At 64.5% G+C, this 14616-nt stretch carries 13 protein-coding genes; 12 read left to right on the top strand and 1 reads right to left on the bottom strand.

What is annotated here, in order from left to right; all coding sequences use genetic code 11:
* The first annotated feature begins 16 nt into the window (after positions 1-16).
* From hemB to hemL, 5 genes are all read left to right on the top strand, one after another.
* Entirely contained in the window at positions 17-1021 is a 1005-nt protein-coding gene (gene hemB, locus CGLY_RS03210; RefSeq protein WP_052540606.1) for a porphobilinogen synthase, read from the top strand.
* A gap of 28 nt (positions 1022-1049) precedes the next feature.
* A complete protein-coding gene (locus CGLY_RS03215; protein WP_038546127.1) occupies positions 1050-1721 on the top strand; it encodes a hypothetical protein in 672 nt (223 codons plus the stop codon).
* A gap of 12 nt (positions 1722-1733) precedes the next feature.
* Positions 1734-2225 (top strand): hypothetical protein, encoded by a 492-nt coding sequence (locus CGLY_RS03220; protein ID WP_052539583.1) that lies wholly within the window; start codon positions 1734-1736, stop codon positions 2223-2225.
* Between the two features lie 108 nt (positions 2226-2333).
* Positions 2334-5003: a heavy metal translocating P-type ATPase gene (locus CGLY_RS03225; protein ID WP_038551154.1), complete on the top strand. Its 2670-nt coding sequence runs from the start codon at positions 2334-2336 to the stop codon at positions 5001-5003.
* 174 nt (positions 5004-5177) lie between these two features.
* Complete coding sequence (hemL, locus tag CGLY_RS03230; protein WP_052539585.1) at positions 5178-6476, top strand: glutamate-1-semialdehyde 2,1-aminomutase; 1299 nt, start codon at positions 5178-5180, stop codon at positions 6474-6476.
* 24 nt (positions 6477-6500) lie between these two features.
* Here the strand turns inward: hemL and CGLY_RS03235 are convergent, their stop codons facing one another.
* Complete coding sequence (locus tag CGLY_RS03235) at positions 6501-7541, bottom strand: iron-siderophore ABC transporter substrate-binding protein (protein WP_038546135.1); 1041 nt, start codon at positions 7539-7541, stop codon at positions 6501-6503.
* 106 nt (positions 7542-7647) lie between these two features.
* Between CGLY_RS03235 and CGLY_RS03240 the strand changes: the two genes are divergently transcribed.
* From CGLY_RS03240 to CGLY_RS03270, 7 genes are all read left to right on the top strand, one after another.
* The gene (locus CGLY_RS03240; RefSeq protein ID WP_038546139.1) at positions 7648-8253 is read left to right on the top strand and encodes a histidine phosphatase family protein; all 606 of its coding nucleotides are present in this window, start codon (positions 7648-7650) and stop codon (positions 8251-8253) included.
* 7 nt (positions 8254-8260) lie between these two features.
* Entirely contained in the window at positions 8261-8878 is a 618-nt protein-coding gene (locus CGLY_RS03245) for a TlpA disulfide reductase family protein (RefSeq protein ID WP_052539586.1), read from the top strand.
* Complete coding sequence (locus CGLY_RS03250; protein WP_038546144.1) at positions 8871-9659, top strand: cytochrome c biogenesis CcdA family protein; 789 nt, start codon at positions 8871-8873, stop codon at positions 9657-9659. Before CGLY_RS03245 ends, CGLY_RS03250 begins: the two co-directional genes overlap by 8 nt.
* Before the next feature lie 33 nt (positions 9660-9692).
* The gene (locus tag CGLY_RS03255; protein WP_038546147.1) at positions 9693-11432 is read left to right on the top strand and encodes a cytochrome c biogenesis protein ResB; all 1740 of its coding nucleotides are present in this window, start codon (positions 9693-9695) and stop codon (positions 11430-11432) included.
* An 88-nt stretch (positions 11433-11520) separates the two neighbouring features.
* Positions 11521-12645, top strand: a complete 1125-nt coding sequence (ccsB, locus tag CGLY_RS03260) for a c-type cytochrome biogenesis protein CcsB (protein ID WP_038546150.1) — start codon at positions 11521-11523, stop codon at positions 12643-12645.
* Between the two features lies 1 nt (position 12646).
* Positions 12647-13711, top strand: coding sequence for a dTDP-glucose 4,6-dehydratase (gene rfbB / locus CGLY_RS03265; protein ID WP_038546153.1), 1065 nt, complete (start codon positions 12647-12649; stop codon positions 13709-13711).
* A gap of 187 nt (positions 13712-13898) precedes the next feature.
* On the top strand, positions 13899-14600 hold the full coding sequence (locus CGLY_RS03270; protein ID WP_038546156.1) for a hypothetical protein: 702 nt from the start codon (positions 13899-13901) through the stop codon (positions 14598-14600).
* Positions 14601-14616: the final 16 nt, after the last annotated feature.

The following is a 14616-nucleotide window of genomic DNA, read 5'->3' on the forward strand; positions in this document are numbered from 1 at the left end:
GCGTACCATCAGCACCATGACTGATGATGTGCACCTCGTCCGCCGACCCCGCCGCCTCCGCACCACCCCGGCGATGCGTAATTTCGTCGCCGAGACCCACCTGGAGCCCAACCAGCTGGTCCTGCCGATGTTCATTGCCGACGGTATCGACAGCGCGCGTGACATCTCCGCGATGCCGGGAGTCCAGCAGCATACCGAGGAGTCCCTGCTGCGTACCGCAGAGGAGGCACTCACGGCCGGAGTCGGTTCGGTCGATCTCTTCGGTGTCCCCACCCCCGAATCGAAGGACGCCACCGGCTCCCAGGCATGGGCCGTAGACGGTGTCCTCAACCGGGGGTTGTCGGCACTGCGTCGCGAATTCGGCGATGACCTGATTGTCATGGCAGACACCTGTCTCGACGAGTTCACCGACCACGGTCACTGTGGCGTCCTCACTGAAGACCGTTTCGGTACGACCGTCATCGACAATGATGCGACCCTTCCGCTCTACGCACGGATGGCGGTCGCACAGGCCGAGGCCGGGGCGCACGTGGTCAGCCCGTCCGGGATGATGGACGGCCAGATCGCCGTGATCCGCCGAGCCCTGGACGACGCCGGTTTCCAGGACGTGTCGATTCTGGCGTACTCCGCCAAATACGCCGGCGCCTTCTACGGCCCCTTCCGGGAAGCGGTCGGTTCGTCGTTGCAGGGGGACCGCAAGACCTACCAGCAGGACCCGCGCAATGCCCGTGAGTCACTCATGGAGGTCGATCTCGACATCGCCGAGGGGGCGGACATGGTGATGGTCAAACCTGCCATGCCCCACCTCGATATCCTGCGCCAGGTCGCCGACATCTCCACCGTGCCGGTCGCCGCCTATCAGGTGTCGGGCGAGTACTCCATGATCACCGCCGCGGCACAGAACGGGTGGATCGACCGTGAAGCGGCGATCATGGACTCGTTGACCGGTATCCGGCGTGCCGGTGCGGACATCATCCTGACCTACTGGGCCACGGAAGCAGCCCACCTCCTGCGCGGCTGAGGCCAGGTTGACTAAGCTGGTCGACGATATGACACAGCAGACTTCACCGACACCGCCGAAGGTCGGACGTCCGGACGGACTGGCTCCGTCGTCCAAGAACGCGCCCGAGAATGTCCGTGACGGCGTCCGTGCCTGGTACCTCGTCGGAGCAGTGCAGGCGCTGACGGCCGTCCTGCAGCTGGTGATGAACCTGCAGGACCCGCGCGCGCTGACGAGCCAGGTGCGCGAGCAGATGAACTCTGTCTCGTTACCTGACGGAGTTTCCGAGGACACCCTGGTGACCGGCACGGCGATCCTGAACCTCCTGTTCAATCTCGTGGCGGTGGCTCTGTGCATGTACCTGACGCGACGGGTCTCCCGGGGCGGCGTGCGGAGTCGCCTCTTCCTGTGCGTCGGGTCGGTCTACCTGGCGCTCATGGCGCTGCTGCAGGTGTTCTCCAGCCCACCGGATGCCGGTGCCACTCCATTGGTTCTGCTGGTCGGTGCGGGCACGATCATCTCCGGAGTCATCGCCGTGGTCGGTATCTGGCTGATCACCCGGCCAGACAACGCCGACTGGTTCGGTCTTCCGGACAAGGCCGAGATCGAGGCCTACGCCGAGAAGATGGCGAAGCGTAGTGAAGAACTCGACAAGGAACGCGCCGAGAAGAAGAAGCGCAAGGCCCGTGAGGCCGAGGAGAAAAAGAACAGGGGACGTTGAGCCGTGCCCACCATGTTCCCGGTCTCCCACAACTCCGATCCCGGAGACCGTAACCGTGCGATCAGGTACTGGAAGCCCGGGGACGGGACACCCGGGGTGGTGAAGACAGCGGTGGTGCTGTTCCTCATCGCGGCCATTGGTCTGTTGGCCAGTGGCGCGATGATGTGGACGGCCCACCGTCCGGTCGTTGAAGATGCTGACCACATGGCCTATATCGAGACGCTGTCCTCGAATATGAGGTGGGTGGGTTCGGTACAGGTCATCGCGGCCGTGGTGATCGCCCTGCTGATTCCCGGTCTGGTGCGCGGCAACGGCCGTCGGCGCCGTTGGCTGATGATCGCGACGGCGGTCGTGATGGGCTTCACCCTCGTCGGCTGGGTCTTCAACGTCGGGGGGCTGGAGCAGCCGCTGCTGGCACTGGCCATGGCGCTTGGTGCGCTGGCGATGTACCGCCCTGCTGTACGGACGTTCTTCGGGGAGACCCCCTCAGAGCTGGAGGGCTGACCTGTGGAAGCATCGGGACGCACGGCACCGGGCCCGGGAGAACACAAAGCGGCCGTCGTACCGGAGGACCCCACGCACGGCGTCGGAGAAGAAGAACCCTCGGATGCGGTGACCCGCGCTATCGCTGATGCTCGTCGGGCCGCCCGCGCTGCGGGGCTCACTGCTGATGATGATGACTCCGACGACGGGCCCGAGCAGAGGGGGAGGGGTGGAGCCCGCCTGACATCCTTCACCTTCCACCTGGGCGACCTGGGCTCGGCGGCACATGCCGGCAAAGTTGAGGCGGCACTCAACCTCCTCCCCGGAGTGCAGGCGCGCGTGGTGTACTCCACGTCCATGGCATGGGTGACCGCGCCGGAGTCCCTCCAGCCGGATGTCCTCCGTGACGTCATGACCGATGCCGGGGTCGATTCCTGGTTGACCGTGGCCTCGTTGCGACGACGGGCCGAACGGCTCGCTCGTGCACGTCCGACCAGTGTCAACGCGCACCTGCACCGCGAGAACCGCGACCGGACTCCTCGCTCCGGTGGTTCCTTCCACCAGCTCGGCCAGCGACGTCGGCGTCAGACCGGCGGTACTGAGGTGCTGTACACCGCGCGCAACCTGATTACGGGGGCACGCCTGCTCGTCGCGGTGCTGTTCGGCCTTCCGGTTGTTGTCCTGCAACTCTTCCCCGAGTGGCAGTTCGACTACTGGCAGTGGATCTGTCTGGCCATGTCCACACCCGTCGTGCTGTGGTGTGCCTGGCCGTTCCACCGGGCGATGCTCGGCGGACTGCGACGGGGGATGCCGGCCCTCGACGCCGCTTCTTCAGCGGCGATCCTGTTGGCCTACCTCTATTCCATGGCAGAGCTGCTCACCAGTTCGACCGGTGACCTCGGGTGGCGTTCCGGCAACATCCTCATCTCCTGGGGGTACCAGACCGATGCGGTGTTCTTCGACGTCGCCTGCGGCTGCACCATTCTCCTGTTGTTCGGGCGACTGGCGTCCCGACGGACCCGCCTGCGATCACTCCTGGCGCTGAACATGTTGTCCGTCGAACGGGCCGGTGACGTCACTGTGGTGCGCAAGTCGCGGTACGGAAAGCCTGTAAAGCAGATGATCCCGTCGACGGAGGTCCGGGTCGGGGACGACGTGATCGTCGGCGTCGGAAGCGTGATCCCCTGTGACGGTGAGGTTGTCGGCGGCCGGTCGACCGTCGAGGCAGGGCCCTTCACCGGTGGGCGGGGAGAAACCGCTGTCGAAGTGGGCGCCAGCGTGTATGCGGGATCCCGGAACACCGGTGGACAGCTGAAGGTCCGGGTGAACAGGACGGGATCGCGGACCAGGATCGCTGCAGTGCGACGCTGGATCGCGGCCGCCGAACGTGAGGAGAACCGACTGGAGCAACTGGCGACCCGCACCGCGTCACTGCTGGTGCCGTGGGCGGTGGCCATTGCGGCCATTGCAGCGGTGGGCTGGTTGACCATCGCGGAAAGTGTCACCGCGGCAGTCGCCACGGCTCTCACCGTCCTGGTTTCTGTCGCTCCCGTGGCCCTTGCCCTGTCCACCACGCTCGCCCTCCGCCTCGGTCTGGCTCGCGCCGCCTCGAGCGGGATGCTGTTGCGTGACACCGGTACCGTCCACCGTCTCGCGGCGGTCGACACCATCATCTTCAACCGTGCCGGGACGTTGACGACCGGCCCGATGAACGTGGTCGGGGTCACCGCTGCCAAGGGAGAGGTCGCCGAACTGGTGCTCCGGGTGGCGGGTGCACTGAGTCTCGAGAGCCCGCACGGCGTGTCGCGGGCGATTGTCCGGGCGGACCGCGAGTCCCGCGACAGTGGTGCCGGAGGAGACAAAGTCCCGCACTGGCTGGAGGCCGGCCCGGTCGAAGTCGACCCCAGGGGCGTCTTCACCGCCACGGTCGATCTCCCTGTCACTGATCCGGGGACCGGGGAGCAGACGGTCCGGCCTGTCCAGGCAGAACTGTGGCGCCCCCGTGATCTCTCGGAACTCGGCGACCCGACCCTGGCCAACGCTGTCCTCAGCGGTGGGGCTCCTCTCGTCGTCAGCTGGAGGGGGAAGGCACGGGGCGTCATCAATGTCGCGGACAGCATCAAACCCGATGCGGAGTCCTCCGTGCACTGGCTGGAGGACGCCGGTGTGGAAACGTACATGCTCTCGCGGGACACTTATCCCGTCGCACGTCGCATGGCGGACTCGATCGGGATCTCCAAGGTGCTCGCCGGCATCATCCCCGCGCGGAAGGCGGCGACCGTGCGTAGCGTGCATGCCCAGGGGGCCACCGTCGCGATGGTCGGCGACCAGGACGTCCTGGACTGCCTTGATGTCGCTGACGTCGGAATTCTGATGGGGTCGGCGGACAGGCTGGATAATCTGGGCGGTGACCACGGCCAGGCGAGGGGGCTCGATTCCGCCGCCAGCGATGTCGTGATCATCAGGGAAGATGTTGCTGTCGTGGCGGAATCAGTGAATCTCGCCCGCCATGTTCGCGCCACGGTCGACTGGAACCTCTGGCTTGCCTGGGGATACAACATCATTGCCCTCGTCCTCGCCGTGTCGGGGTTCCTCAATCCACTCCTGGCGACCGCTCTGATGCTGGGGTCGTCTCTGCTGATCGAATGGCGGTCCGCACGCATCAGTCACCGTGACTACAGCATCGGTGATCCCCTCGGACGTGAGGGAGCCGATGTCTCCGGGAGCCGGTCTGATACCCGGCTCGGGAGACTGCGTGCCTGGGCCGGTGAGAACCTCAGTCCCTGGCAGTCGCGGTGAGACCGTGAAACCGGTGCCGTCAGGAGTCAGTTGGCACTGAATCGGGCCGGGACGAACGCTCCGGGTACGCCCCCCGACCATCACTGCTGAAGCAGCCGTTCACCCGGGCACCTGCTCCTGCAGGCCGGTCATTATGCTGGGGGCAGTTGGATAAGCGATCTGAAGGAGTGGCAGATGAGTGGACGGACGAACAGCTCGGCGGCGATGGACCGGGCGAGGGGGGTCACGCCCGGCGGGGTGAACTCGCCTGTACGCGCATTCGGCTCGGTCGGGGGGACTGCACCGTTCATTGCCTCTGCGGCGGGGTCGAGGCTCACCGACATCGACGGAAACGACTATGTCGACCTGATCTGTTCCTGGGGGCCGATGCTCCACGGCAACGCCCATCCCGCAGTGGTCGAGGCAGTCTGTGAGGCGGCCGGAAAGGGACTGTCCTTCGGTGCGCCGACCCTTGCCGAGACGGAGTTGGCACAGGAGATCATCGACCGCACCAGCGTGGAACGGGTGCGGTTGGTGAACTCCGGTACAGAAGCAACGATGTCAGCGGTCCGACTCGCCCGCGGGTTCACCGGCAGGGACAAGATCCTGAAGTTCAACGGGTGTTACCACGGGCACGTGGACTCTCTGTTGGTTGCCGCGGGGTCCGGTGTCGCGACGCTGGGGCTGCCCGATTCGCCGGGGATCACCGCGTCTGCCGCTGCTGAAACGATCGTCGTGGACTACAACGACCTTGACGCTGTCCGCGCCGCGTTCGCTGACAACCCCGGTCAGATCGCCGCGGTCATCGCAGAGGCGAGTGCGGGCAACATGGGCACGGTGCACCCGCAGGACGGGTTCAACGCCGCCGTGAAGGAGATCGCCCACGCTGACGGTGCGCTGCTGATCCTCGACGAGGTCATGACCGGTTTCCGCACCTCACGTTCCGGATGGTTCGGGGTGGACGGTGTCGCCGGTGACCTGACGACGTTCGGCAAGGTCGTGTCCGGCGGGATGCCGGCCGCTGCCTTCGGTGGGCGGGCCGAGATCATGGATATGCTCGCGCCGGAAGGGCCGGTCTACCAGGCGGGGACACTGTCGGGAAATCCGGTCGCGACGGCGTCGGGACTGGCGTCGCTGCGTCTGGCGGACGAGTCAACCTACACCACGTTGCAGAGCAATGCCGACCGGCTGTCTTCGCTGATCAGTGAGGCATTGTCGCGGGAAGGCGTGGCACATCACATGCAGCGGGCCACCACGATGCTGTCGATCCGGTTCGCCGAAGGTCAGGGACACAACTTCGCTGAGATGCAGGCGGCGGATACATTCCGCTATGCACCGTTCTTCCACGCCCTGCTGGATAACGGGGTGTTCGCACCGCCGAGCGTCTTCGAGACCTGGTTCGTGTCGACTGCCTTGACCGATGATGACTTCGGGCGCATCGAGACGGCTCTGGCTGCGGCCGCGAAGGCGGCTGCAGCGGCGACGGCAGTGTAGGCAGGGCAGCCAGCCTCCCAGCGCCTAGGAGGAGAGCGCTTCCTGGATCATCGGAACATAGCGCTCCAGAGTCCAGGGGACGGTGAGAGGGTTGATCATCGACGACGCCGTCACGAAGGACTGGTCGGTGGGGGCGACCTCGGCACCGTCGCGTATTGCGGTGACGTTGCCGTAGACCGGGTTGTCGTGCATCTCCCGACGGTTCGCGTCGTCGGAGTAGAAGGTGAAGATCAGGTCGACGTCATTGAGTCGGTCTGCGTCCTCGAGGCTGAACTGGGCGGAATCGGTGCCGACGACCTCGTCGTCTTTCATCTCCTCCACGACGGGCGCTGTCTGCAGGCCCAGGTTGGCGACCATCGCCGCACGTTGCTCGGTGGGGAGGAACACGCCCATGTTCTGGGCGGGTCCCTGATTGTAGATGAACGCGAAATCATGGTCGGCGAAGTCAGGGTGTTCATCACGGACAGCGGCGAAATCGTCCTCGATGCCGTTGATGAGATCCTCGGCGCGGTCAGGTTCGCCGAGCGCGGTGGCGATGGTGGTGATCTGGTCTTCCCAGTCGATGGTCCAGGGGTGTTCGGGGTACGCGACGGTGGGGGCGACCTCGCTGATCTGGTCATACTGGTCCTGGGTCAGGCCGGACCACGGGGCCAGGACCAGGTCGGGGTCCAGCGCCGCGATTTCCTCGGCGCTGACCTCCTCGCCTCCGGTGATGAGTTCGGGGAGCTCCCCGCCCTCCTCCTCGACTGCTTCACGGACCCAGGGGAGCTGGCCCGAATCATCGGCTCCCCACTCGTAACTCTCGGTGCCGACCGGGGTGACCCCGAGTGCGATGGCAGTTTCAGCGGATCCCTGCCCCAAGGTGACGACGCGTTCGGGTTTCGAGGTGATCTCGGCCTCGCCGAGTGCGTGGGTGATGGTCGTCGGCGTGAAGTCGTCGTCCTGGTTGTCCTGGGCGGTGGTGTCCGAACTGGAGGAACAGGCGACGAGGAGTGTGGCGGTGAGGCAGGATGCTGCAACGGCGGCCAGTGTACGGTTCTCCGGGCGTCGGAGGATGAAAGTCATGAGGGTAGGCTAGCATAGCTGCTAATGGTGACTGGCGTTCACCTCATCGTGGGCGGGGAGTCGTTCACTTATGAGCTGAGCACCATGCCAGGTAGTGTCAGACACCATGACAACGATCGTCCACCTCGTCCGGCACGGGGAGGTTCACAACCCCGACCGCATCCTCTACGGTCGCCTGCCCGACTGGCACCTCAGCGTCCGCGGCCGTCAGATGGCAGCCGCGATTGCCGCTGACCTGTCCGATCATGACGTCACCTACGTCGTCTCCTCACCGCTGGAGCGTGCCCGCGAAACTGTGGCACCGCTGGCGGAGGCGCTCGGAGTCGCCCCGCAGGTGGACGATGACCTCCTTGAGGCGGGGAACGATCTGGAAGGGCTGCACATCAAGGGCGTGCGTTCAGCTCTGTGGAACCCGAAGCGGTGGCCGATGCTGACGAACCCCACCGTCCCGAGCTGGGGCGAGCCGTACACCGAGATTCTCGACCGCATGTGGCGTGCGGTCGACCGTGCCCGCCGGGGGGCTGAGGGTGGTGAAGCGGTGTGTGTGACCCATCAGCTTCCCATCGTCTGCGTTCAGCGGGACGTCCAGGGGCTGCCGCTGAGACACAACCCGGCTGCGCGTCGGTGCGAACTCGCGTCGGTGACCTCCCTGGTCTTCGAGGGCAACGACCTCGTCGACATGGTCTATTCGGAGCCTGCACAGGAGATCTGATTCCGTGATGAACGTGAAACAGCAGGGACGACGGGTGACTGCCGTTGTGATCGCCGCGTCGTTGGCATTGGCCGTGTCCGCCTGTGGCGAGGACAACACGGCTGGGACAGATGCCGTGGCGAGTGGCGGTACCTTCGAATTCGTCTCCCCGGGCGGCCAGACGGAGATCACCTACGACGAAGGCGACCGCGAACCGGTGGGCGACCTCCAGGGTGAATCACTGATGGAGCCGGAGGAGATGATCACCCTCGAGGACTACAAGGACCAGGTGGTCGTCCTGAATTCCTGGGGACAGTGGTGCGGCCCGTGCCGTAGCGAAGCTGACGATCTGCAGCGGGTCCAGGAGAAGTTCGAGGACGACGGCCGTGGAACCATCCTCGGCATCAATGTGCGTGACTCCGTGGCGGACAAGGCCCGCGACTTCGTCACGGACAACGGGATCACGTACCCCTCCATCTACGACCCGCCGTTCAAGTCCGCGCTCGCGCTGGGTGGCTTGCCGGCGTCGGTCATCCCGACGACCATCGTGCTGGACAAACAGCACCGTCCTGCGAAGGTCTTCCTCCGCGAGATCAACGACGACGAGCTGTGGGCGGCCGTTGAGCCGTTGCTGAACGATGAGTGATCTCGGAACCGCGTTCTCCGAGGCGGTGACCACCGGCCCGATTCTGCTGGCCCTGGCGGCCGCCGCGGTCGCGGGTCTGGTCTCTTTCGCCTCGCCCTGTGTGATTCCGCTGGTTCCGGGCTATGTCTCCTATCTCGCGGGAGTCGTCGGTGCGGATACCGAGTACACCAGGGAAGGCACGGTGGTGACCGGTCGCCGGGGGCGGGCCGGTGGCGCGGCTCTGCTGTTCGTGGCCGGTTTCACCGTGGTCTTCGTCCTCGCCACCGCGACTGTTTTCGGTGCGATCAGTGCATTGATGATCAACCAGGAAACACTCATGCGCGTCGGTGGTGTGGTGACGATCATCATGGGCATCGTGTTCATGGGGTTCATCCGCCCGTTGCAGAACGACACCCGCATGGCGCCGAAGCGGTGGTCCACCCTCGCCGGTGCACCACTGCTCGGGGGGGTGTTCGCCCTGGGCTGGACACCCTGCCTGGGCCCGACCCTCGCCGCGATCATCTCCGTGTCCGCCGGCACGGAAGGTATGACCGCCGCGCGCGGTGTCATTCTCATCATTTCCTACTGCCTGGGCCTGGGACTACCGTTCATACTTGTTGCCCTGGGCTCTGCCAAAGCGCTCCGGGGAGTCGGCTGGCTGCGGAAACACTCCCGCACTATCCAGCTCATCGGCGGTGCGCTGCTGATCATCGTCGGCATTCTGCTGGTCTCCGGCCAGTGGGCCCTGTTCGTCGACTGGATCCGTCAGGGTCTGGTCTCCGACACCACGCTGCCGATCTAGGCTTCAACCGAGTTCCTCTCCCGAAAGGTTTCCATGATCCGCTGGTTCCTGCGTCTACCGAAACGGGCCTGGCAGTGGCTGACCCGTATGCGGACGGCACTGGTCCTGCTGTTCCTCCTCGCTCTCGGTGCTGTTCCCGGTGCACTGCTGCCGCAGCGTTCCTTGAACGCCGGCAATGTCACCGAGTTCATCGAGAACAACGGTCGGATCGGTGAGATCTACGACAAGCTCGGACTGTTCGACGTCTTCAGCTCGCCGTGGTTCGCGGCGATCTACGTTCTGCTCTTCCTGTCACTGATCGGCTGCATCCTGCCGCGCAGTTGGGATCACTACAAGGCACTGCGGACCCGTCCGCCGTCGGCGCCGAAACGTCTGACCCGGATGCCGAACTTCGTGGAAGGTACGGTCGAGGCACCGGCCGAGGAGGTCCAGAACCAGGTCACCCGGCGTTTCCGCAAGTGGCGTGGCGGGGCTACCGAAGCCGCGGACGACCGGGCGGGGAAGTGGTCGTTCGCTGCGGAGCGGGGCTACCTCCGCGAGGCGTCCAACCTGGTGTTCCACTTGTCGCTGGTCGGAATTCTGGTCGCGGTGATGGCGGGACGACTGGTGTACTACGAAGGCCAGGTCATTGTGATTGCGGGGACGGATTCCGCCAGCTCTGAGTTCTGCAACTCTGCCGTCGCCAACTTCGACTCGATGCGTCACGGCCCACTCTTCGACGGCACCACCCTGACCCCGTTCTGCGTGAATGTGAAGAACTTCGAGGCGGAGTACCTGCCGTCCGGTCAAGCGACGAGCTTCTCCTCGGATATCGACTACGCCGAGGGAGAGGATGCGATGCTGCCCACGGATGAGTGGGACAAGACTCAGCTTCGGGTCAACCACCCGCTCAACGTGGACGGCGATCTGGTGTACCTCCAGGGGCACGGATATGCGCCGACTTTCACCGTTACCTGGCCGGACGGGGAGACCCGTACCGAGACTATCCAGTTCCGTCCGGACGACCTGACATACTTCCTCTCGTCTGGCGCGATCAAGATGGACCCGCCGGCCGGCATGTACGAGGATCTCTATGACCGACGCCAGAATCAGCTGGCGATCCAGGGACTCTTCGCTCCCACCGCAGAGTTCTCGGGTGAGAACGATTCCCTGCTGACGTCGAGTTACCCGGCGATGAACGATCCGGCCGTCGCCATCGACATCTACCGGGGTGACACCGGACTGGATGCCGGGACCGGGCAAGACATCTTCTCCCTGGATTCCACGCAGCTGCACAGTGGTGCGCTGCAGAAACTGGACCGGGTCAACCTCATGGAAGGGGAGTCCGTCACCCTGGACGATGGTACAGAGATCAGCTTCGATGGGGCTGAAGAGTTCGTTAACCTGCAGGTCAGTCGAGACCCGACGACCTCGTTCGTCTTGGGTTTCGCTCTGCTGATGCTGATTAGCCTGGTCGGATCTCTGACCATCAAGCGCCGCCGCTTCTGGGTGCGTGTCACCGATAATGGCGACGGTACCTCCCACCTGCAGATTGCCGGGCTGGCGAGGACCGATTCCGCCGGCTGGGGCCGTGAGTTCAACCGGATCGCCGAGGAGCTTCTCCACCTCGATGAGGAGGAGCTTGATGAAGAGTTTGAGCAGACCGACGGCGAATGGGAAGACTGGGAAGATGAGCTCGAGCGTGAGCTCCACAGGGAGGTGACTTCCGGCGAACTCGCAGATACGTCCGGTGAAGACCCGGATTCGGAACAAGACCGTCCTGAGGAATGCTAAAGACCAGCTCACTTTTGGTTTCCACTCCAGGTGAGCAGTAACGTGGACCGAGTTACGGTCCAGTCATAATCGACGGAGGAACTGACGGATGGATATCCACGACGTCAATGAGGGGCTGGCGGATTTTTCTGACCTGGCCTACATCACCACTGTGGCGTTGTACCTGCTGGCGCTCGCAGTCTCCCTGGTGTTCTACGGGATGTATCGGTCTGCCACGGAAACCCGTCGCGAGCGCGCCCGTATCCTCGGTGAGAACAAGGCCGGACGTGACAAGGAGAAGGTGTCCGTCGCCGCAGGATCTGGGCGAGCCGACGGTGCTGTAGACAGTGACACGGTCGACAGAGATGCTCTTGATGGCGGTAGCCACGATGTCTCGGGTATCGCCACGGGCTCCCTGGCAGAAAAGGACCTGCCGAAGAACTTCCAGGTCGATGCACTGCGTGAGAAGTTCCGTCGGACGGACCGGTGGGGCGGCATGGCGCAGGCCGTGATCTGGCTCGGCGTGGCCATGCACATCCTGTTTGTGGTCGTCCGTGGACTTGCTGCGAACCGATTCCCGTGGGGGAACCTGTTCGAGTACGTCTCCGTGGTTTCAGGCGTGGCGATGGTTATCGCCTGCTACGTCCTGCGCCGCAAGGCTATGCGCGTACTGTGGCCGTGGATCCTCACCCCGATCGTTCTTCTGCTGTTCTACGCGGGTACGGAACTCTACGCCGACGTGGCTCCGGTCGTCCCGTCGCTGAATTCCTACTGGTTCGTCATCCACGTTTCGGTGGTGTCGATCGGTGGTGGCATCGGCCTTGTCTCCGGCATGGCGTCACTGCTCTATGTGCTGCGAAGGGCTCAGCCACGTGGACAGGAAAAGGGGTTCTTCGGGGTGCTGGCCACTCCGTTGCCAGATGCCTCCAAACTGGATGCCCTGGCCTACCGGGCAGCGATCTGGACACTCCCGATCTTCGGGCTCGGCGTGATCTTCGGCGCTATCTGGGCTCACGCCGCCTGGGGCCGCTTCTGGGGCTGGGACCCCAAGGAAACCGTCTCCCTGATCACCTGGATTCTCTACGCTGCCTACCTGCATGCCCGGGCAACACCGGGGATGCGCGGCAAGCCCGCTGCCTGGATCAATGTCCTGGCTTTCGCCACGATGGTCTTCAACCTCTTCTTCATCAATATCGTCATCTCGGGTCTGCACTCCTACGCCGGACTGAACTGATATGGCGCAGCACCCCGACCGCCGGATCACCCGACTGCTGGTGACCGGCGGTGCCGGTTTTATCGGCGCGAACTTCGTTCACCGCACCCTCGCGACCCGACCGGGCGTCCGGATCATTGTCCTGGACGCTATGACCTACGCGGCGAACCCCGCGAACCTCGCCGGAGTCACGGAGGACGACGGCCTCCGCGTAGTGGTCGGGGATGTCTGTGACTCCGGGCTGGTGGACGGTCTCGTCTCCGACGTGCACAGGGAGGCGATGGCGGACGGAGGCAGTGCCGCCGTGGTGCATTTCGCGGCCGAGAGCCACAATGACAATGCCCTGCGGGACCCGCTGCGGTTCGTGCGTACCAATACCGAGGGCACCGGGGTCGTCGCCGATGCATGTGTCCGACACGGTGTCCATCTGCACCACATCTCCACGGACGAGGTCTTCGGTGATCTGCCGCTCGACAGTGGCGAACGCTTTACCGTGGACACCCCGTACGCCCCCTCGTCGGTGTATTCGGCGTCGAAGGCCTCCGCTGACCACTTGGTGCGTGCGTTCGTGCGTAGTCATGGTCTCAGTGCAACGATCTCGAACTGCTCGAACAATTACGGCCCGCGCCAGCATCCCGAGAAGTTCCTGCCACGTCAGATCACTGCTCTCATCGACGGTGAGAGCCCCCGTCTGTACGGGGCGGGAGACAACGTCCGGGACTGGATCCACGTTGACGATCACAACGATGCGGTCTGGGCGATCCTGGACCGTGGCATCTCGGGGGAGACGTACCTCATCGGCGCCGATGGTGAGCGGTCGAACAGACAGTGCGTGGAGACGCTACTGCAGTTGTTCGACCGGGACCCGGGGGACGTCGTCCACGTGACCGACCGTCCCGGGCATGACCGTCGTTACGCGATAGATCCGTCCTCGGTCGAGTCACTGGGGTGGAGGCCGAAGTACACCGACTTTGCGGTCGGGCTGGCGGACACGGTGCGGTGGTACCGGGATCATCGCTCGTGGTGGGAAGTTAGCCGTAAGGACGCAGAAGAAACGTACCGGGATACGGAACAGGTCATCGACTGACCTGCCTTGGGGGTGATGATCGGGGGGAGTGAAAATTGTGTGTGAGCTGGCACACACTGCTTTATGTGCGATTCCCCGGAGTTGTTGTTCCAGATCATCGCTTTCGCGAACGTAAATAAGGGTAGGGTGACCGATGTAAGTCTCCACTAGCCTCACCCGGCGCCACACCGGGGAAAGGATCACCAGCATGACCATGTCCCGAGTAGTCACTGTCCCGTCCGCCCGCCGCACGTGGCGCACGCTCCTCCTGACCGGTGCAGCGGTACCGCGCCTGGCCAGCGCCCAGCCTGCTGACGGTTACCAGGTCGGGGACGAGGCCGTCGTCCTGCCGAGCCCACCGGCGGACTTTTCTCTCACGCTGCCCGGTACGACCCTGGCGCACGGCCAGTCCGCGGAGGTGCTCACCCGGCTTCCGCACGGTCCGACACTGTACTGGGAGATCTCGACCGATTGCCCACGCACCATCGCTCCGGAAGAGACCGACCTTGGAAGCGTCTTCGGTAAAGGCGTCAACCCTGCACCGGACGAGGTCGACCACTACATCCTGACTCCGTACGACATCACTTTTCTCGGTGACGGCGGTGACGGGAACCCTGTCCTCCAGTCGGCGGTGGCGGTACCGGTGCTGATTGCTGCGGATACCGTCGGTAACGCCGTGGATCCGTTGTTGTACTCCGCGGAACTGCACGGTGGGGTCGATCCGGCCGACATGGTCCCCGGCGTTCTCGACAAGCTTGTCGAAGGCAGGACATACCGTGGAGCCGTGCTGGGCTGCGTCCGTAATGATGGATCCGGTGCGGCACGTAAGCCTGTCGGGGTCCGTTTTCTTTTCCAGGCGGAGGGGGCTGACCTCGACCCGTTGCACACCGGCCGTGTGGTCTGGCGGTGAAAACGTGGTCCAACCA

Source organism: Corynebacterium glyciniphilum AJ 3170, assembly GCF_000626675.1.
Taxonomy (GTDB): domain Bacteria; phylum Actinomycetota; class Actinomycetes; order Mycobacteriales; family Mycobacteriaceae; genus Corynebacterium; species Corynebacterium glyciniphilum.